The following is an 18,790-nucleotide window of genomic DNA, read 5'->3' as shown; positions in this document are numbered from 1 at the left end:
CGAGCTTGCCGCGACCAGGGGCCGCTATTCCCTCTCCACCATGTGCATCGGCGTCGGTCAGGGCATCGCCATCGCGATGGAGAGGGTCTGAGCGGAGAAGCGGCCGGTTCGACCCGCAATCCCTTCAAACGCTTGCAAGGGTGTGGGTCGACATTGTAGCGAAAGTGGAGTTAGCCTTCGGCATCGCCGGCCTCCGGCATGTCCGGAATCCTCTTTCGAAAGGAGCGCGCCGTGCTTGGTAGTGATAAGCCAGCGCCACGAGATCGTATCCTGCAGTCGGCCGAGCGCCTCTTCGCCGAGAAGGGGCTGCATGGCACGGGCCTGCGCGAGATCGCGCGGGATGCCGGCGTCAATGTCAATCTCATCGCCCATCACTTCGGATCGAAGGAGGGGCTGTATGTCGCCGTGACGGGCGGCTTCAGCAACGCCTTCAGCGACCAGTTCGATGCCCTGCTTGCCGAGGTGGAGCGGCAATATTCGCCGTCACCGCCGCCCGTCGCCGAGATCGTCCGCTGTTTCTACGAACCCGCCTTCCAGGCGCTGGCGCGCGACAAGGAGGGGTGGCACCACCTGACACTTTCCTATTTCCGGGAGATCGGCTCCACAGTCTGGCAGGGGCTGAACACCGGCATGGCGAAGCATGTGCAGCGCTTTGCGACCGCCCTCCATCGGGCGGTGCCGACAGCCAGCCGCGACGATCTGATCGTCGTCCTGCAACTCGCCTGTCTCTCTCCGGTCTTGCTCGCGAGTGACGTCGACCGTTCGCTGCGCGGGGAAAAGGCCGGATGGGCGAAGGATGTCGCCGAGCTGGAGGGCCAGCTTATCCGGATTATCAGCGAGGCCGCGCTGGCCTGCGCCTCCGTGATATGACTGTTTTCCTGGACCCCGATTGCAATGTCCGGCTTTTCGAGTCTTGGATAGATGGACAATTGTATAGCGACATATCAATCGGACCATCTCATGAATGACAAGCCGGCGGCGCTCGATCTCAAGAACATATCCAGACGGTTCGGCCGGACAAAGGCGCTGCATGATCTCTCCCTCACTATCCGCAAGGGCGAGATCGTCTGCCTGGTCGGCCATTCGGGATGCGGGAAGTCGACCCTGCTCAGGATCGTCGCCGGCATCGAAGCGCCGGATACGGGAACCGTTCGGATGCATGGCGAGGAAGTCGCGGGGCCCTCGGGTTTCGTACAGCCCGAGCATCGCAGGATCGGCTTCGTCTTCCAGGATTATGCGCTCTTTCCGCACCTTACGGTCGAAGAGAACATAGGATTCGGCCTGACGCGGTATGAGTTGCGCAAGGCCGGCCAGCGCATAGGCGAATTGATCGACCGGCTCGGACTGAAGGAGATGGTCGACCGCTATCCGCATACGCTTTCGGGCGGCGAGCAACAGCGAGTGGCGTTGGCCCGCGCCCTGGCGCGCGATCCCCGTGTGATGCTGCTCGACGAACCGTTTTCCAACCTGGACAGGGCTCTTCGCGAGAGGGTGCGGCGGGACACGCTCTCGCTTCTGAGGGAATTGCAAACGACTGCGATCATCGTCACTCACGATCCGGAGGAGGCGCTCTCGTCGGGCGACCGGGTGGTCCTGATGCGAGGCGGCGAGATCGTCCAGTCGGGTTCTGGCTATGAACTCTACGACTTTCCGAATTCGGCCTATGCCGCCGAGTTCTTTGCCGCCTACAACAAAGTGCCGGGAAAGGTACGATCTGGCCGCATCGAGACCGTGCTCGGCGACTTTCCACTTCGCATGCCGCTGCCGGATGGAGCGAGCGCCGTCGCCTATATCCGGCCGCAGGATATCGAACTTGGCGAGTCAAGCGGCCATCGCAGCGGCAAGTTGCTTGACCGTTCGCTCATGGGCGAAATCGAACAGGTCGCGATCGGCGTCGAAGGGTTGGCAGCGCCCTTGCAGGTGCGATCGACAAAGCGACTGGAAGCCGCCAACGATGACGTCACCTTCCGCTTTTCCGGATCCTCGGTCGTCGCCTTCGGTCTCGACGAATAGCGGCATGGACGATTGTTCAATTTAATGTGAACAAACGCACATTATCCTAGATATAAGTTGACTAGAATAGTCATGTCTGTTGCACATGCGGCGGCATTTCCATGATAAGGAGGGACATCGCAATGCTCAGACAACCTATCCTCGCCGTGACTGCTCTCTTGACCTCGGTTTCGGCGCTTCCGCTCAGCGCGACTGCGGCGGAAGTCAATATCTACACCACGCGCGAGCCGGGCCTCATCCAGCCGCTTCTCGACTCCTTCACGAAATCCACTGGCATCACGGTCAACACCGTTTTCTTGAAGGATGGGCTTGCGGAACGCGTGGCAAGCGAAGGGGAAAGCTCGCCTGCTGATGTCCTGATGGCGGTCGATGCCGGTAATCTGGTTGACCTCGTCGACAAGGGCGTGACCCAGCCGATCCAGTCAGAGGTGCTGAATGCCGCTGTTCCGGCGCAGCTTCGCGATGCCGATGGCAACTGGTTTGCGCTTTCTTCGCGCGCTCGCGTTCTCTACACCGCCAAGGATGTCGAACTCGCGAGCTTCAACTACGAGGATCTGGCCGACCCGAAGTGGAAGGGCAAGGTCTGCATCCGCTCCGGCCAGCACCCCTATAACACTGCTCTTTTTGCCGATCACATCGCATATTACGGCGCCGAAGAGACGGAGAAGTGGCTGGCAGGCGTCAAGGACAATCTCGCGCGCAAGGCCGGCGGCGGTGACCGCGACGGAGCGAAGGATATCCTTGGCGGCATCTGCGACATCGCGATCGGCAATTCCTACTATGTCGGCCTGATGCGCTCCGGCAAGGGTGGCGAAGACCAGGTCAAGTGGGGCGAGGCGATCAACGTGGTCCTGCCGACGTTCAAGAATGGCGGAACGCAGGTGAATATCAGCGGCGCGGCGGTTGCCAAGAACGCAAAGAACAAGGAGCAGGCGGTTCAGCTCCTTGAATACCTGGTCTCCGACGAAGCGCAGAAGATCTATGCCGAGGCGAACTACGAGTATCCGGTGAAGGCGGGCGTTGCGGCCGATCCGATCATCGCCTCGCTCGGCGAACTGACCATCGACAAGACGCCGCTCAGCGACGTCGTCAGCCACCGCAAACAGGCGAGCGAGCTGGTCGACAAGGTTGGCTTCGACAACTAAGGCTTTGTGGAGGGCGCCCCCGGCGCTCTCCGCTTACCATGTCGATAGGTCCGTCGCGCAGTACCGAGCTGCTTCCCCGCGCTCGCAGCAATGTCTCAGGCTGGACGAAAACGTCCTGCCTGATTGCCATTCTCATGGCCTTGCCCGTGCTGGGAATTGCCTCGCAGACGATCCTGCCTTCGGCAGGGCTCTGGACCCATCTCGTCGCCAATGTGCTGCCGACCGCTTTCATCGAGACGGCGATTCTTCTCTTTGGAGTCGCGGCCGTCAGCGGCATTCTCGGCACGGTGCTCGCATGGCTGGTCACGGCCTATGATTTCCGGGGCAGGGCGCTGCTCGAATGGGCGCTTCTCCTTCCCCTTGCCGTCCCGACCTACATCATCGCCTATGCCTATCTCGACATCCTGCACCCGATAGGTGCGCTCCAGGGTGCTATGCGCTGGGCGCTCGGCTATGCCAGCCCGAGGGAATTCCGGCTGCCGGACATCCGCTCGATGACAGGCTGCATCCTGCTGCTGGGCTTCGTGCTCTATCCCTATGTCTATCTTCCGACACGGGCGATGTTTCTCACCCAATCGGCGAACCTGCTCGAGGCGGCGCGTACCCTGGGGGTGGCGCGGCGCGCGCTCTTCTGGCGCGTTGCGCTACCGCTGGCGCGCCCGGCAATCGCCATCGGTCTCAGCCTCGCCCTGATGGAAGCCCTCAACGACGTCGGCGCATCGGAATTCCTCGGCGTACGCACGCTGACCGTCTCGATCTATTCGACCTGGGTTACACGCTCCGACCTTCCCGGCGCATCGCAGATCGCGCTGCTCCTTCTCTTCCTGGTGGTTGCGCTCGTCTCGCTGGAGCGATGGGCGCGAAGGAAGCAGCGTTACAGCACGGGAACGCAGCGATCCCAGCCGCTTGCGCCAATGCGGGTCGAGGGCCTGCGCTCGCTTGGGCTCTTTTGCCTTGGTGCCTTGCCGGTGCTCGTCGGCTTTGTCGTTCCCGCACTTTATCTCGCCGTCGAAGCATATAAGCGATGGAAGTTCGCGGGCATTTCCGACAGGCTTGCGGGGGAGGCGGTCAATACGCTGACCTTCGCCGCGATTGCGACAGTGGCGACGGTGGTTCTCGGCATGGTACTCGCCTATGCCGCGAGGTTGAGGCCGGGCGCCGTCTCCGCCTTGAGCTACAGGCTCTCGACGATGGGATATGCCGCGCCCGGCACGGTGATTGCCATCGGCTCCCTCATCATCCTCGCCTCCTTCGACAGGATCATCGACCAGGCGGCACAGCAATGGTTCGGCGTTTCGACCGGCCTGCTGCTCATCGGATCGGGCGCCGCGCTCGTCTATGCCTATGTCGTGCGCTTTCTCGCAATTTCGGCGGGCAGCATCGACGCTGGTCTCTCGCGGATACCGCTTTCACTCGACCACGCCTCGCGCACGCTCGGGGAGACCGCGAGCCGGACGCTTTTCAAGGTGCACCTGCCGCTCTCCAGGGCGGCGGTCGCGACCGGGGCCCTGCTGGTTTTCGTCGATTGTGTGAAGGAGCTTCCGGTCACCTTGTTGCTGCGACCACTGAACTTCGAGACCTTCGCCACGCATCTCTATGGCGAGGCGGCGCGCGGCACCTATGAGGAGGCGTCGCTCGCCGCGCTTGCCATCGTCGCGATCGGCATTCTTCCCGTCATCGTGCTTTCCAGGATCGGCAGGCGCCTGCCACCTCAAGGCCCCATCTCGCGCTGAGCAGGCGGGGGCTGTCGCCAAATCACCGTTGCAGAAGCTGTTCCATTTGAACGGAACGCGGGACGAAGCCCATGCGGCGATAGAATGCCTGGCCGACCTCGTTTGATGCGGCCACGCTCAGGCTGACCAGATCGACAGCCTCTTCCGACAGCCATTGTCTCATATGGTCGAAAAGAGCAGAGCCGTGGCCTTTGCGGCGTTCCGCCTCCTCGATGCCGAGGGTCATGACGAAACCCATCTTTCGATAGTGCAATTGCGCATGTTCGGGCAGGCTGACGATCCTGACCGCGTTGATTCCGACGAGTCTTCCGTCAACCTCCAGCACGAGCGTTCGACAATTCTCGATGACCTTCAACAGCTGTTCGTCGCTGGATCCGGCCCCATAAGCCGGGTCATCCGAGGTTGCGGCGACCTGCCTGAGCAGCCGCAATATTGCGGCCGTGTCATCGATACTGGCATCACGGATCAACATCGATTCAGGCCTCCGTTGGTCCGAAGAGTTGATTGATGTATGTGGAATTCTCCGTAGCGGCAGGTCCGGGCGTGGCCGGCCGGCTGCCAGTGTTTCACCGTTCGTGCCGCCGCGGGGGCGGCACGATCGTAGAGTTGGTCCGGTTGGCAATCCTTGCGACGCGATTTGTCGCGCAGTCGCCCCTAGCCCTTGATGAAGGCGAGGAGATCCGGATTGAGCACGTCGGCATGGGTGGTGAGCATCCCGTGCGGAAAGCCCTCGTAGATCTTCAGCGTGGCATTCTTCAGCAGCTTTATCTGAAGCAGGCTCGCGTCCTTGTAAGGCACGATCTGGTCGTCGTCGCCCTGTGTGACCAGGGTCGGCACGGTGATCGACTTCAGGTCCTCGGTCTGGTCGGTCTCCGAAAACGCCTTGATGCCCTCGTAATGCGCCTTGGCGCTGCCGATCATGCCTTGGCGCCACCAATTGTTGATCACGCCCTGCGAGACTTTAGCGCCCGGACGGTTGAAGCCGTAGAACGGGCCGGAGGCAACATCCACATAGAACTGCGCGCGGTTGGCGGCGAGTGCGGCGCGGAAGCCGTCGAACACCGCGATCGGCGTGCCGCCGGGGTTGCTGTCGGTCTTGACCATGAGGGGCGGCACCGAGCTCACCAGGACGGCCTTGGCGACGCGACCCTGCGGCTGGCCATACCTGGCGACATAGCGGGCGACTTCGCCGCCGCCGGTCGAATGGCCGATATGGATGGCGTTCTTCAGGTCGAGATGTTCGGCGACTGCCGAGGCGTCGGCAGCATAGTGGTCCATGTCGTGGCCGTCGCTCACCTGGGTGGACCGGCCGTGGCCGCGACGGTCATGGCCAACGACGCGATACCCCTTCGACAGGAAGAACAGCATCTGCGCGTCCCAGTCGTCGGAGCTCAGCGGCCAGCCATGGTGGAAGTGGATGGGCTGTGCGTCCTTCGGACCCCAATCCTTGTAGTAAATGTCGACGCCGTCTTTGGTAGTGACGATACCCATTGCATGCGCTCCTTTGGCTGGTGATAGGTTGTGGCGTAGCCCAGTCTGCCGCAGTTCCCTGAAGAGCTCGTGGCATGGCCGCATTGGCTGCGTCCGGCCTATGAGATGGGCCGTCGTCCAATTTCGGCAACTGCGCCGACCACATCGCTTTTCGGTTTTCTGCGGTAGAGTGGATGGAATATGGCCCAAACGGCCGTTCTTGGCTTGTTATTAATAGCTAAAATACGCAAAGAGCCGTTGTGGGCGGGGCGCGACGGCAATCCCGGTAAACTCCCCCAATGCATCGGCTATCAAGGCTGCTCTGCCTCCTTTCTCCCTGGGAAACACAGCGTTTCTCCGCAGCAGCAAAAGGAGCGAATATCTTGGCGAAACGCAAGAGCCGCGCAGAGAAAGCTTGGCGGAAATTGCTCCATTCCGATCGAGCCTGTAATTTATCGCGCGCAAGCATATGGTATTCTGAAAGGGTTCCTTCTCCGCTGGCCAGTCTTGCGGGCAGTGGACGCAAGTGAGCGGAGCGCTATTCTTCAAGACCCATCCGTCGCGCTCGTGATCTAGTCCGAAGGAGCTCAAACGGCGTTGCGGCTTTCGTTAGGGCATGCAACGAGCTTAACACTGCAAAATTCCTGCGCGCGGCTGAAAAGACCGCGCCATCTTTCGCCAGACCAAGCTTAAGTCCAGGAGAAGAATGTTGCATGGCTGAACCGTCCAAATCGTCGACAAGAACTGCATTCGGATCGCTGATTTCAATCGCTGTCGTGCTCGCCGCGGCCGGCGGCGCTTTCGGCTATACAGCGGGTTGGTTCTCGCCGGATCGCCTGACGCCGACCAAGCTCGTGGATGCGCTTGCTCCGCCCGGCGGGCCGGCCCTCGGCCATCGCCGGAACCATGCCAAGGGCATCTGTTTCACCGGCGTCTTCCAGTCGAACGGGAACGGCGCCTCTCTCTCCAAGGCTCAGGTCTTCACCCAGGGCGAATATCCGGTTCTCGGTCGTTTCAATCTCGGCACGCCCAATCCGGATGCGCCCGATTCGACAGTCCGGGTGCGCGGGATGGGGCTCCAGATTTCGACACCGAACGGCGCGGTATGGCGCGCGGCCATGATCAATGCGCCGGTATTTCCGGCATCGACGCCGGGGTCGTTCTACGACCTGCTCAAGGCATCCTCCGACAAGGACCCGGAGGCGATGAAGACGTACATCGCCGCGCATCCAGAATTTGCGGCCTTCGGCGAGTGGGCCACGAAAGGAGCCTGGACCGGAAGTTATGCGGAGGAGCCGTTCCACGGCCTGAACGCTTTCATCTTTACCGACGGCTCGGGCGCGGAGAACGCCGTGCGGTGGGTGCTTTTGCCGCAGGCGCAGGTCACGCCTATCACCGTTGAAGATCTCGCCAAGCTCGGCCCGAACTATCTCGAGCAGGAGATTGTGCAGCGGGTCGGCCAAGCGCCGCAGAAATGGACCATGACGCTGACTGTCGCGGATCCGGGCGATCAGACCAACGATCCCAGCAAGGCCTGGCCTCCGGGGCGGCGCACGGTCGACGCCGGCACGCTGGTCGTCGACAAGATCGAGGCGGAAGACGATGGTCCATGCCGCGATATCAACTTCGATCCGACGATCCTGCCCGACGGGATACACGTCTCCGACGATCCGTTCCCGGCGGCACGGTCCGCCGCCTACGCAAAGTCCTACGACCTGCGCACCGCGGAAGCGAAGGACTACCCGTATCACCCGCAAACGACGAGTACGCAGCCATGACGAGCGGACGCACCCATTTCAACATCGTGCAGCGCCTGCTGCACTGGCTCATGGCCATAGCCATTCTGGCGATGCTTTTCATCGGCGTCGGCATGCTTTCCACCACGATGCCCAAGTACGTGGCCCTGCTTGCGACCCACAAGACGCTCGGCATCGCCATTCTGGTGCTGGCGGTTATCCGCCTGATCGTCCGGTTCGTCTCCGGTGCGCCGGCACTCCCGGCGGACCTGCCCGAGCCGATGAAGCTCGCGGCGCATCTGTCGCACTACGCCCTCTACGCGCTGATGATCGGCATGCCGCTGATCGGCTGGGCGATGATGTCGGCCGGCGCCTATCCTGTCGTTCTCTATGGGGACATCCGGCTCCCGGCGATCCTGCCGCAGAACGATTGGACGCATACGCTGCTTTGGAACGCCCATTCCTATCTCGCGTTCTTGTTCTTCGCCCTCGTCCTGATGCATATCGCGGCTGCGCTGTTCCATGCGCTCGTCCGGCGTGACGGCGTGTTCGAGGCGATGGCGCAAGGTGGCGGACACGAAGGGATAGCTCCAGGCGAGTGACCAGCAAGCGCGGTCACCAGCATTTGCCGTCGTCACTCAGCGCTCAATGCATACAGCACCGGCCGCCCCTCGGGTCAGAGAGGCGGCCGGTGCTTCGTCGTTCGACGGCGGGTTTAGCACCTCACCGTCTTTTTTTATGCATTGTCTCCTTCGGTTGATGTTTTCTGAGGTTTGGCTGGTTTTGCGCCCCATCTCCAACCGGTGATTTCGGGCATGTCGTCGCCGTATTTCTCGATGTAGCGCCTGTGCTCGATGAGCTTGTCGTGGATCGCCTGCTTGAAGTAGGCGGCCTTGGCGCCGAGCTGCGGTAGCCGGTCGATGACGTCCTCGACGAGATGGAAGCGGTCGAGTTGGTTGAGGACGACCATGTCGAACGGCGTCGTCGTCGTGCCTTCCTCCTTGTATCCGCGCACATGCAGGTTGTGGTGGTTGGTGCGCCGGTAGGTCAGGCGGTGGATCAGCCAGGGATAGCCGTGGAAGGCGAAGATGATCGGCTTGTCGGTGGTGAACAGCGCGTCGAAGTCGCGGTCGTTCAGGCCGTGCGGATGCTCCTCGGCTGGCTGCAGCTTCATCAGGTTGACGACGTTGATGACGCGGACCTTCAGGTCGGGCAGGTGCTCGCGGATCATCTGCACCGCCGCCAGCGTCTCCAGCGTCGGCACGTCGCCGCAGCAAGCCATGACGACGTCGGGCTCATGGCCCCTGTCGCTGCTAGCCCATTCCCAGATGCCGAGCCCGGCGCTGCAGTGGCGGATCGCCTCCTCCATGGTCAGCCATTGCGGTGCCGGCTGCTTGCCGGCGACGACGACGTTGACGTAATTGCGGCTCCTGAGGCAGTGGTCGGTCACCGACAGCAGTGTGTTGGCATCCGGCGGCAGGTAGACGCGCACGACCTCCGCCTTCTTGTTGACGACGTGATCGATGAAGCCCGGGTCCTGGTGGCTGAAGCCGTTGTGGTCCTGGCGCCAGACATGCGAGCTCAGGAAGTAGTTCAGCGAGGCGACGGGCCGCCGCCAGGGGATCTCGTTGCACACCTTCAGCCACTTGGCGTGCTGGTTGAACATCGAATCGATGATGTGGATGAAGGCTTCGTAACAGGAGAAGAAGCCGTGGCGCCCGGTCAGCAGGTAGCCCTCCAGCCATCCCTGGCACTGGTGCTCGCTGAGGACCTCCATGATGCGGCCGTCCGGCGACAGATGGTCGTCCTCCGGATAGATCTCGGCCATATAGCAGCGGTCGGTGACCTCGAGCACGTCCTGCCAGCGGTTGGAGTTGTTCTCGTCCGGGCTGAACAGGCGGAAGTTCTTGCTGTCCAGGTTGTCCTTCATGACGTCGCGCAGGAACTTGCCCATGACGCGGGCCGATTCCGCCGTCGTGGCGCCCGGGCTCGGAACGGAGACCGCATAGTCCTCGAAGTCCGGCATCCTCAGGTCGCGCAGCAGCAGGCCGCCATTGGCATGCGGGTTGTCGCTCATGCGGTGGCGGCCTGTCGGGGCGAGTGCGGCGAACTTGTGATGGAACCGGCCGGCCTCGTCGAAGAGCTCCTCGGGCCGGTAGCTCTTCATCCACTGCTCGAGGATGCGGATGTGCTCCGGCTTGTCCATCTCGCCCATCGGCACCTGGTGCGAGCGCCAGTAGCCCTCGCATTTCTTGCCGTCGATCTCCTCAGGGCAGGTCCAGCCCTTCGGCGTACGGAAGACGATCATCGGCCAGGCCGGGCGCTTCAGGTTGCCCTTCTGGCGCGCCTCGGCCCAGATCCTCTTGATCTCGGCAACGGCGGTGTCGAGCACGCCGGCCAGCTGCTGGTGCACCTTGGCCGGATCATGGCCCTCGACGAAATAGGGCGTGTAGCCCATGCCCTCGAAGAACTTGCGCAGCTCGTCGTTGGGAATGCGGGCCAGGAAGCAGGGATTGGCGATCTTGTAGCCGTTGAGATGCAGGATCGGCAGCACGCAGCCGTCGCGGGCCGGGTTGAGGAACTTGTTGCCGTGCCAGCCGGTGGCAAGCGGCCCGGTCTCGGCCTCGCCGTCGCCGACGATGCAGGGCACGATCAGGTTCGGGTTGTCGAAGGCGGCGCCATAGGCATGGCTGAGCGCATAGCCGAGCTCGCCGCCCTCGTGGATGCTGCCGGGCGTCTCGGGGGCGACATGGCTCGGGATGCCGCCGGGGAAGCTGAACTGCTTGAACAGCTTCTTCATCCCCTCCGCATCCTGGCCGATGTTCGGATAGACCTCGCTGTAGGTCCCTTCCAGGTAGGCATGCGCCACCAGCGACGGTCCGCCATGGCCCGGCCCGATGATGTAGACCATGTCGAGGTCGTCGCGCTTGATGACCCGGTTGAGGTGGACATAGAGCATGTTCAGCCCCGGCGACGTGCCCCAGTGGCCGAGCAGCCGCGGCTTGATATGCTCCCGCCGCAGCGGCTCCCGCAGCAGCGGATTGTCCATAAGATAGATCTGCCCAACCGACAGATAGTTCGACGCACGCCAGTACGCGTCCAGCAAGCGTAGCTCTTCTGCCGATAATGGGCCTTTCGTGTCCGGGCTGTTGGCAGCCTTGTTCCTTTCCAGCTTTGCCGTCTCACTCGCAACCATCGGGGGTCTCCTCATCGATATGGACAGTGCTTCACAATAGTGCTTGTCAAACTCCAGGTGGCATTCTCGTCTGCGCCCAGGCCACGGTCTACCCTGTTGAAGATATGGCCGGCGCGTCCTCATTCGCTATTCGCAGTCGTTCTCTCACCTGACCGGGGACAGATGGAGATACTCTAGGCGAGGGGGCATGGCTTCGCGCCCCAGATATCATTGGCGTAGTCCGTAATGGTGCGATCGCTCGAGAACCGTCCCGAACTGGCGATGTTCAAGATAGCCTTGCCCGTCCAGGCGACTTGATCGCCGTAGAGAGACTGAAGGCGCAGGTCCGCATCCATATAGGACGTCAGATCCGCCAGATGCCTGTAGGTGTCTCCACCCACCAGAAGGACGTTGCGCAGCGCATCCACGACTTCGGGCTCGTAGCGGCAGAACTGGCCTGACAGGATGAGATCGAGAACGGCACGGGTCTCCGGCTCGTTGTCATAGTGCCATCCGGGATTGTACCAGCCACGGCTTGCGGCGACTTGCTCCGCGGTAAGGCCGAAAAGGAAGAAGTTTTCCTCCCCCGCGGCCTCGGCCATCTCGATCGTTGCGCCATCGCGCGTGCCGATGGTCAGCGCTCCGTTCATCATGAACTTCATGTTGCTGGTGCCGCTGGCTTCGTAGCCCGCGGTGGAGATCTGGTTCGACACGTCGCTTGCGGGAATGAGGCGCTCGGCCAGGGACACGCAATATTCCGGAAGGAATACGACCCGCAAGCGGCCGCGCATCGCGGGATCGCCGTCGATCGTGGCGGCAAGGTTGTTCAGGAACTTGATGATGAGCTTCGCCACATGATAGGCGGGCGCGGCCTTTCCCGAGAAGAAGAACGTGCGCGGCGGCATGTCCATGTTCGGATTCTCTTTGAGCCGATGGTAGAGCGCCACTATCCGCAGCCCGTTCAGCAGCTGTCGCTTGTATTCGTGAATACGCTTCACCTGGCTGTCGAAGATCGTGCTCGTATCCACGACGATCCCGGAGCTCGACTTCAGCCAGTGGGCGAAACGCAGCTTGGCCTCGCGCTTGGCAAGGCGCACCGCCGCGACGAACCCGCGGTCGCCGGCAAGCGGTTTCAGCCTCTCGAGCTCCGCCATATCAGTGATCCAGCGGTCGCCGATCGCATCGGTGATGCAGCTCGCGAGGCCGGGATTGGCGAGGAGCAGCCAGCGGCGCGGCGTGATGCCGTTCGTCTTGTTGTTGAACCGTTCCGGAAAGAGATCGGCGAGGTCCTTGACGGTCGACTCGCGCAATAGCCGCGAATGGATCGCTGCGACGCCATTGGTGCTGTGGGAACCGACGATGGCGAGATGCGCCATCCGGACCAACGGCTGCTGCCCCTGCTCGACAATGCTTATGCGCCGAAGGCGGTCATTGTCTCCCGGCCATCGGGCGCGCACTTCATCGCCTAGCCTGCGGTCGATCTCGAGGATGATCTCCAGATGTCTCGGCATCATCAGCTCGAACCAGCGAAGCGGCCACCTCTCCAAAGCTTCGGGAAGCAGCGTGTGGTTGGTGTAGGCAAGGCTCCGTCTGGTGATGTCCCATGCCTCGTCCCAGCCAAGGCCAGCCTCGTCGAGAAGGATGCGCATCAGTTCGGCCACCGAGAGGCTCGGATGCGTATCGTTCAGCTGGATTGCGACCTTGTCGGGCAAGTCCTTCCAGTCCGAGTTGCCTTGGCGGAAGCGCCGCACCAGGTCTGCGAGAGAACACGCAACAAGGAAATATTCCTGAACGAAGCGCAGGCCCTGTCCCATGCTCGTCGAGTCATCCGGGTAGAGAACGCGCGTAACCGTCTCTGCCGTCAGTCGCTCGGCCAGGGCGCTGACGAACTCGCCGGCGCTGAATGCCTGGAAGTCGAACGTATCGGGGGCTGCGGAAGCCCAGAGCCGCAGGGTATTTATCGTCTTGCCTCCATAGCCGACGACCGGTCTGTCGCAGGGAATGCCGATCAGGTTCGACGGTACGCCCTCGACGATATGCAAGCTGCCGGCCCGCACCTCGAAGGAGCAGCCGAACCTGACCGTGACGGCCTCCTCCGGGCGCTCTATCTCCCAGGGGTCCGGCCTGCGCAGCCAGTTGTCGGGTTGCTCGCTCTGCCAGCCATTGACGATCGTCTGCCGGAAGATGCCGTATTCGTAACGCAGTCCGTATCCCATGCCTGGCAACTGCATCGTCGCCATCGAGTCGAGAAAGCACGCAGCCAGCCTGCCGAGGCCGCCATTTCCCAGCCCCGCATCGGGCTCCTCGGCGAGCATGGCGAGTTCATCCACCTTATGCTCGTGGAGGAACTTCTTGGCGAGCGGCTCGAGCAGGAGATTGACGATATTGTTGCTTAGCGAGCGGCCGATGAGGAACTCCATGGAAAGATAGTAGATCCGTTTCGGATTGACGCGACCGTAGGTCTCCTCGGTCTGCAGCCAGCGCTGGGAGAGGATGTCGCGAACGGCACGGGCGATCGCCTCATATTGCTCGCGGCATCCGATATCAGCGGGCGCGACCACGTTGTCGAACAGGAGATGGCGTTCATAGAGGGCATCGTCGCTGCCGGTGAACTTGATCGGGCCGCAACCGTACTCCCTCATCATGTCGTCTGGCGCCGGCTGGTGCGGATAATGCGCCTCGGTCGCTCGCTGCTCGTTTGACACGTCCGATCTCCCCTTCCGGATGCCGGCCGCGCCGGCGATCCTGCCCCCTTGCGCTGCCGATCATCGGCCTCGTCCCGTCTCTGCGCATGCGCTTCCTGCGGCTGGCCGCCTCTTGCTCAGGCGGCGTCGCCGTCACAAGCTAGGAAAGGTGCTCCACCACGCCTCTTACGCCGCGAACGCCTTCCGCAACGACGCGTGCCGCTCTTCTGCACTCCTCCGTCTCGATCTTCCCCCAGAGATGCACGATGCCGTCTGAAACAGTGACGGTCACGTCCTGCCCTTCGAGGCCTGTGTTTTCGCGCAACCGGATCGCGATGCTGCGCTGGATGGCGTCGTCTCCCGCGGCGGTCTCATCCTTTCTGGCGGTGATGATCGCCTGAAGAAGATCGGCGCGGCTGACGATGCCGACCAGCTGACCGTCCCTGAGGACGGGAATGCGCTTGACGCGACGCTTCTCCATGAGACTTGCCACCTGCGTCAACGGGGTGTCTTCCTCTGCTGCCACGAGATCGGCGGTCATGGCGTCGCCCACCCGCCAGGAGGTGCGCTTTATGTACGCATTGGCGCGCTCGGCCGCAGAAAGAGGCTGCTCATCGCTTCCGGACGGAACAACGGCTCCGAGTTCCGTCCTGCGTATCAGATCGCCCTCGCTGATCATCCCGACCAGCCGGCCGTCGCCATCAATGACCGGAACGCCGCTGATATGGTAGGCCAGCATGATCTCGGCAGCCTGCCTGACACTGCTGTCCGATGACACCGTGACGACCTTGGCCGTCATTACATCCTTGACGCGCATCGCCGCTCACTCCGGTTTGGTTCGGGGCGCCAATTCTCGCCCGTGGGAAGTTGACATATCCGTGCGCTTCCAAACTCCGCTTGGACGCGCGGCGGGCTTCGCGCCGCAACGATCGGCGGAAGGCGGTGAGGAGGAACGGCCCCGCGAATGCTGCTTGCATCGCTCATGGCTGCGCGCCTTCGCCCTGTGCGGCCATCGGCTGAGGCCCGGCTTCCCGCTGGAGTTGATCCGGTGGCGGCGCGTCCCAGACCCATGCCTGCAGGAGTTCGTAGAATACGCTGAGCACGATCGGACCCAGGAACAGACCGATCAGCCCGTAGGACAGTGTACCTCCGATCACCCCGATGAGTATAACAGGCATCGGCGTCGAAAGGCCGCGGGAGATGAGGATCGGCTTCAGGATATTGTCAATCAGCATCACCGGGATCAGCACGACCGTGAACACGAGTGCCATCAGGAAGGACCAGGAAAACCACGCCCAGATGATGACGGGGATAAGTATCAGGGCGGGACCGATCTGCATCAGGCAGAGCATGAAGACGAGAAAGGTCAGGGCGCCTCTGGCAGGCAGGTCGAAGACAACGAAGATGAGGCCGCAGAGAAGCGCTTGAAGAAGTGCTACGCCGATCACGCCCCTGGAGACATTGCGCACCGTCGCCCCGGCCAGCTTGGCAAAGCCGATGCCCTTTTCGCCGGCGAGGCGTCTTGCAATCATCATCACTCCCGAGCCGAGGCGCGGCCCCATCGCCATCAAGACGCCGCAAAAGACGATCGATGCCATGAAGCTCAGCACGCCGCCGCCGATCGAGGCCAGCCACACGATGAGTTTGCCGGCAACCTGCAGGAGGGGTTCCTTAAACTTTACAAGTGCCGCGGCCAGATTGTTCGCGGTCTGGTTCCATGCCGTGTAGAGATACTCTCCCACCACGGGCCAATCGCGCAGGCCTTCCGGGGCGGACGGCAATGTGAAGTTGCCGCTTTCCAACCTGGCAATCACGCCATGGGCCGCGTCCGCGAAATTCGTGGCGACAAGCGCCAGCGGAGCGATAATGAGAAGGAGGCAGGCGACCACGATCAGCGTCGCCGCCGGAATGCGGCGGCCCCCGAAAAGTTTCGAAAGCATCTCGAAGAGCGGAAAGAGCGCAATGGCCAGAATAGCCGCCCAGATCGCTATCACCGCGAACGGCGCAATCAGGCGAATGGACCAGTAGATGAAGAGGGCGATGATACCGAGCCGCACCAGATCGCTCGCCCGCGTCTCGATCGAAAGCGGGGCGGGTGAGGAAGGTGGTGCTGTATCGGCCGGCACGTGCTCCATAACCTCTTCTTTCTGCACCCGTGATCGAGTGCCGTTCATCCTCGCCGGGAGTGCTCCGTCGGCATACTCAGGTCGTCAGGTCCGGGACGACATGCCGGATGCTCTGGTCATCGACATAGTCGCCAGGGCGCTTCTGGCGCTTGCCAAGGTCGGGCGCCTGGAACTTCACGCGCTCGTAGGGTATCGAGCGCAGAAGATGCGAAATGCAGTTGATCCGGGCGCGCTCCTTGTCGTCTGACGGGACGATCCACCAGGGCGCATGATTGCTGTCGGTCATGCGGATCATCTCGTCATAGGCCCGCGTATAGTCCCACCAACGCTGGTAGGACTCGACGTCCATCGGGCTGAGCTTCCACTGACGCACGGGATCGTCGATCCTGCGCTTGAAGCGCCGCGCCTGTTCCTCCTCGCCGACCGTCAGGAAATACTTCAGCAGAATTACGCCACTCTCGACGATTGCGGCTTCGAAGCGGGGTGCCAGTTCGAGGAAGCGCTGGGCTTTCTTCTCGCTGCAGAAGCCCATGACGCGGTCGACACCCGCCCTGTTGTACCAACTGCGATCGAAGATGACGATTTCGCCCGCGGCGGGCAGGTGGGCAATGTAGCGCTGCATGTATATCTGCGACTTCTCCCGGTCGGTCGGGGCGGGCAGGGCCACGACGCGAAAGACGCGGGGGCTGACCTTCTCCGTTATGCGCTTGATCATGCCGCCCTTGCCGGCGGCGTCGCGTCCTTCGAAGACGACCACGACCCTGGCGCCTGATTTCTTGACCCATGCCTGGAGATGCGCCAGCTCGACCTGAAGGCGCTTCAGCTCTTTCTCGTAGTCCCAGGACTTGTTCTTTTTCTTCTTCTCTTTCTCTTCCGTTGCCGCACCCTCGTGTTCCGGATCGAACGTCTTGTTCATGGTTTCCTCCCTTTTTGGCGCCGCTTCCTATGCCGTAGGTGACGCCCGGCCTGCTTGTTGTTCCTGTCGTTGGGTCAGCATGCGCACTGCCTCCTCCTTGTCGTTGAAGAGGTTGTCGGCTCCGATCACTTTGACGACGCCGGCGCGGTCGAGGATGTCGCGGTTCTCCTCGTTGAGATCGGCGATCGCAAGCGTCAGGTGTTGCGCCGCAAGCGTCTCGACGAGATTGTCGAGCGCGCCCGCACCGGTACTGTCGATGTGATTGATGTAACCCGCATCCAGGACAAGAAAGTTAGTGCCCGCCGGAAGCTCGCTGCCGATCTCCTGCAGTCTCGTGCGCACATAGTCCGCACTGTAGAAAAGAATGCTGCCCTGGATCAGGCAGATTGCGATCCCTTCCACTGCGCGCGCTTCAGGCACCCGGCCTATCTCGAAGAAGCCGTCGCGGCCCTCGACGCGTCCGAGCAGCGCGTGGCGCGGGAACATGGTCTTGCGCAGCAGGTAGACCAGCGTTGCCGCGATCGCGACGATCACGCCATTGAGGACGCCGAGGCTGATGGCCCCCCACATGGCGATGAGGGCGAAGACGAATTCCATTCGGCTTATGCGCCACACCTTTCTCAGTTCCTGGACGTCGATGAGGCTGATTGCGGCGGCTGCCAGGATCGCGGCAAGGGCGGGAAGGGGCAAAATGCGAAGGGCGCCGTGCAGAAAGATGAGGACGGCAATCAGTGCGGCGGCGGACACGAGGCCTGCCGCCTGCGAAACGCCGCCGGTCGCGAGGTTTATGGCGGTTCTCGAATCCGACACGCTGATGGGAAAGGAGCCGAAAAGGCCAGGAGCGATGTTGGCGGCTCCGATGCCGATCAACTCCTGATTGGCGTCCACCTCCTGCCGGGTGCGCGCGCCAAAGCTGCGTGCTGTCACGATTCCAGCTCCGAAGCTGACGAGGAAGACCGCGGCCGAGCCCAGTACGATCTGGGCCAGCGGCATCTCCTGCAGAGCGGGCAAGGACAGGGCAGGCAGGCCGTGCGGTATGTCGCCCACGACCGCGATGCCATGGCCTTCGAAATTGAAGAGGGCTGAAAGAATGACCGCGACAACGACCACGAGAATGGGACCCGGCACCCTGAAATTGATCGCCTTGGCGAACCAGAGCAGTGCGAACATCGCGAGGCCGAAGGCGAGCGACGGCCAGTGGATCAGGGCGCTCTTGCGCAGTATCTCGACGATCGGTGCGACCAGCCCGTCGGTCTCCATCTTCACGCCGGTGAAGCGGCTGATCTGGCCGACGAGGATCGAGACCGAGACCCCGGCAAAGAAGCCGACAAGGATCGGGCGGGAAAGGAAGCTTGCCAGCACGCCGAGCCGCAGCAGCCTGGCGGCAATGCAGAACACCCCGACGCCGATTGCCAATGCGGAAGCTATGGCGACGCGGTCCACGCCGGCGGCTGCCGGTTCGGCGGCGATGATTGCTGCCATGGCGGCTGCAAGCACCGTCATCGTTGCGGCGTCGGGGCCAACGACGAGCAAGCGGGACGGTCCGAAGAACGCGTAGGCGATCGGGGCGACGATGCTGGCATAGATGCCCGTTTCCGGCGGCAAGCCGGCGATGACCGGATAGGCGATTGCACTGGGCAGGCCAACGGCCGCGATCGACAGTCCCGCGGGAATGTCGCTTCGCAGCCAGCTCTTCTGGAACCCGGCAAAGCCCCTGAACATCGGCACGCCGAAGCTTTCGGTCAACTGAGCTCTCCCTCTGGCATTCGGAGTTTGCCGCCATCTGGCCAGG

Annotated in this window: 14 protein-coding genes; 6 read left to right on the top strand and 8 right to left on the bottom strand. The window is 62.4% G+C overall.

The genetic code is table 11. From position 1 onward, the window contains the following. The first annotated feature begins 231 nt into the window (after positions 1–231). From EV286_RS28400 to EV286_RS28385, 4 genes are all read left to right on the top strand, one after another. Entirely contained in the window at positions 232–870 is a 639-nt protein-coding gene (locus tag EV286_RS28400; RefSeq protein WP_165932969.1) for a TetR/AcrR family transcriptional regulator, read from the top strand. A gap of 90 nt (positions 871–960) precedes the next feature. Next, positions 961–2,013: an ABC transporter ATP-binding protein gene (locus EV286_RS28395; protein ID WP_132960603.1), complete on the top strand. Its 1,053-nt coding sequence runs from the start codon at positions 961–963 to the stop codon at positions 2,011–2,013. A gap of 122 nt (positions 2,014–2,135) precedes the next feature. Next, the gene (locus EV286_RS28390; protein WP_132960602.1) at positions 2,136–3,158 is read left to right on the top strand and encodes a Fe(3+) ABC transporter substrate-binding protein; all 1,023 of its coding nucleotides are present in this window, start codon (positions 2,136–2,138) and stop codon (positions 3,156–3,158) included. A gap of 38 nt (positions 3,159–3,196) precedes the next feature. Continuing rightward, positions 3,197–4,891: an iron ABC transporter permease gene (locus EV286_RS28385; protein ID WP_132960601.1), complete on the top strand. Its 1,695-nt coding sequence runs from the start codon at positions 3,197–3,199 to the stop codon at positions 4,889–4,891. Between the two features lie 22 nt (positions 4,892–4,913). Here EV286_RS28385 and EV286_RS28380 read toward each other — a convergent pair whose 3' ends face one another. Next, on the bottom strand, positions 4,914–5,363 hold the full coding sequence (locus tag EV286_RS28380) for a GNAT family N-acetyltransferase (protein ID WP_132960600.1): 450 nt from the start codon (positions 5,361–5,363) through the stop codon (positions 4,914–4,916). A gap of 182 nt (positions 5,364–5,545) precedes the next feature. Beyond that, positions 5,546–6,382 (bottom strand): alpha/beta hydrolase, encoded by an 837-nt coding sequence (locus EV286_RS28375; protein ID WP_132960599.1) that lies wholly within the window; start codon positions 6,380–6,382, stop codon positions 5,546–5,548. 692 nt (positions 6,383–7,074) lie between these two features. Here EV286_RS28375 and EV286_RS28370 point away from each other — a divergent pair. Beyond that, positions 7,075–8,139: a catalase family peroxidase gene (locus tag EV286_RS28370; protein WP_132960598.1), complete on the top strand. Its 1,065-nt coding sequence runs from the start codon at positions 7,075–7,077 to the stop codon at positions 8,137–8,139. Next, positions 8,136–8,699 (top strand): cytochrome b, encoded by a 564-nt coding sequence (locus EV286_RS28365; protein WP_132960597.1) that lies wholly within the window; start codon positions 8,136–8,138, stop codon positions 8,697–8,699. Before EV286_RS28370 ends, EV286_RS28365 begins: the two co-directional genes overlap by 4 nt. 134 nt (positions 8,700–8,833) lie before the next feature. Here the strand turns inward: EV286_RS28365 and EV286_RS28360 are convergent, their stop codons facing one another. The 6 genes from EV286_RS28360 to EV286_RS28335 all read right to left on the bottom strand — a co-directional run bounded on the left by EV286_RS28360 (position 8,834) and on the right by EV286_RS28335 (position 18,720). Continuing rightward, positions 8,834–11,293 (bottom strand): phosphoketolase family protein, encoded by a 2,460-nt coding sequence (locus EV286_RS28360; RefSeq protein WP_132960596.1) that lies wholly within the window; start codon positions 11,291–11,293, stop codon positions 8,834–8,836. A 173-nt stretch (positions 11,294–11,466) separates the two neighbouring features. Next, positions 11,467–13,977, bottom strand: coding sequence for a glycogen/starch/alpha-glucan phosphorylase (locus tag EV286_RS28355; RefSeq protein ID WP_245500859.1), 2,511 nt, complete (start codon positions 13,975–13,977; stop codon positions 11,467–11,469). 139 nt (positions 13,978–14,116) lie between these two features. After that, complete coding sequence (locus EV286_RS28350; protein WP_132960595.1) at positions 14,117–14,773, bottom strand: CBS domain-containing protein; 657 nt, start codon at positions 14,771–14,773, stop codon at positions 14,117–14,119. A gap of 163 nt (positions 14,774–14,936) precedes the next feature. Then, positions 14,937–16,091: an AI-2E family transporter gene (locus tag EV286_RS28345; RefSeq protein ID WP_132960594.1), complete on the bottom strand. Its 1,155-nt coding sequence runs from the start codon at positions 16,089–16,091 to the stop codon at positions 14,937–14,939. Between the two features lie 67 nt (positions 16,092–16,158). Next, a complete protein-coding gene (gene ppk2, locus EV286_RS28340; RefSeq protein ID WP_132960593.1) occupies positions 16,159–16,998 on the bottom strand; it encodes a polyphosphate kinase 2 in 840 nt (279 codons plus the stop codon). A gap of 27 nt (positions 16,999–17,025) precedes the next feature. After that, positions 17,026–18,720 (bottom strand): SulP family inorganic anion transporter, encoded by a 1,695-nt coding sequence (locus EV286_RS28335; RefSeq protein ID WP_132960612.1) that lies wholly within the window; start codon positions 18,718–18,720, stop codon positions 17,026–17,028. Positions 18,721–18,790: the final 70 nt, after the last annotated feature.

The organism is Rhizobium sp. BK251 (assembly GCF_004345245.1).
In the GTDB taxonomy this organism is placed as follows: Bacteria; Pseudomonadota; Alphaproteobacteria; order Rhizobiales; family Rhizobiaceae; genus Rhizobium.
Note: the sequence above shows the minus strand (reverse complement) of the source record. Positions and strands in the feature narration are given on the sequence as shown.

Bases quoted from the DNA above. Each gene is read 5' to 3' on its own strand.
- EV286_RS28395 (WP_132960603.1), top strand. From the start codon at position 961: ATGAATGACAAGCCGGCGGCGCTCGATCTCAAGAACATATCCAGACGG.
- EV286_RS28390 (WP_132960602.1), top strand. From the start codon at position 2,136: ATGCTCAGACAACCTATCCTCGCCGTGACTGCTCTCTTGACCTCGGTT.
- EV286_RS28385 (WP_132960601.1), top strand. From the start codon at position 3,197: ATGTCGATAGGTCCGTCGCGCAGTACCGAGCTGCTTCCCCGCGCTCGC.
- EV286_RS28380 (WP_132960600.1), bottom strand. From the start codon at position 5,363: ATGTTGATCCGTGATGCCAGTATCGATGACACGGCCGCAATATTGCGG.
- EV286_RS28375 (WP_132960599.1), bottom strand. From the start codon at position 6,382: ATGGGTATCGTCACTACCAAAGACGGCGTCGACATTTACTACAAGGAT.
- EV286_RS28370 (WP_132960598.1), top strand. From the start codon at position 7,075: ATGGCTGAACCGTCCAAATCGTCGACAAGAACTGCATTCGGATCGCTG.
- EV286_RS28365 (WP_132960597.1), top strand. From the start codon at position 8,136: ATGACGAGCGGACGCACCCATTTCAACATCGTGCAGCGCCTGCTGCAC.
- EV286_RS28360 (WP_132960596.1), bottom strand. From the start codon at position 11,293: ATGGTTGCGAGTGAGACGGCAAAGCTGGAAAGGAACAAGGCTGCCAAC.
- EV286_RS28350 (WP_132960595.1), bottom strand. From the start codon at position 14,773: ATGCGCGTCAAGGATGTAATGACGGCCAAGGTCGTCACGGTGTCATCG.
- EV286_RS28345 (WP_132960594.1), bottom strand. From the start codon at position 16,091: ATGGAGCACGTGCCGGCCGATACAGCACCACCTTCCTCACCCGCCCCG.
- ppk2 (WP_132960593.1), bottom strand. From the start codon at position 16,998: ATGAACAAGACGTTCGATCCGGAACACGAGGGTGCGGCAACGGAAGAG.
- EV286_RS28335 (WP_132960612.1), bottom strand. From the start codon at position 18,720: ATGTTCAGGGGCTTTGCCGGGTTCCAGAAGAGCTGGCTGCGAAGCGAC.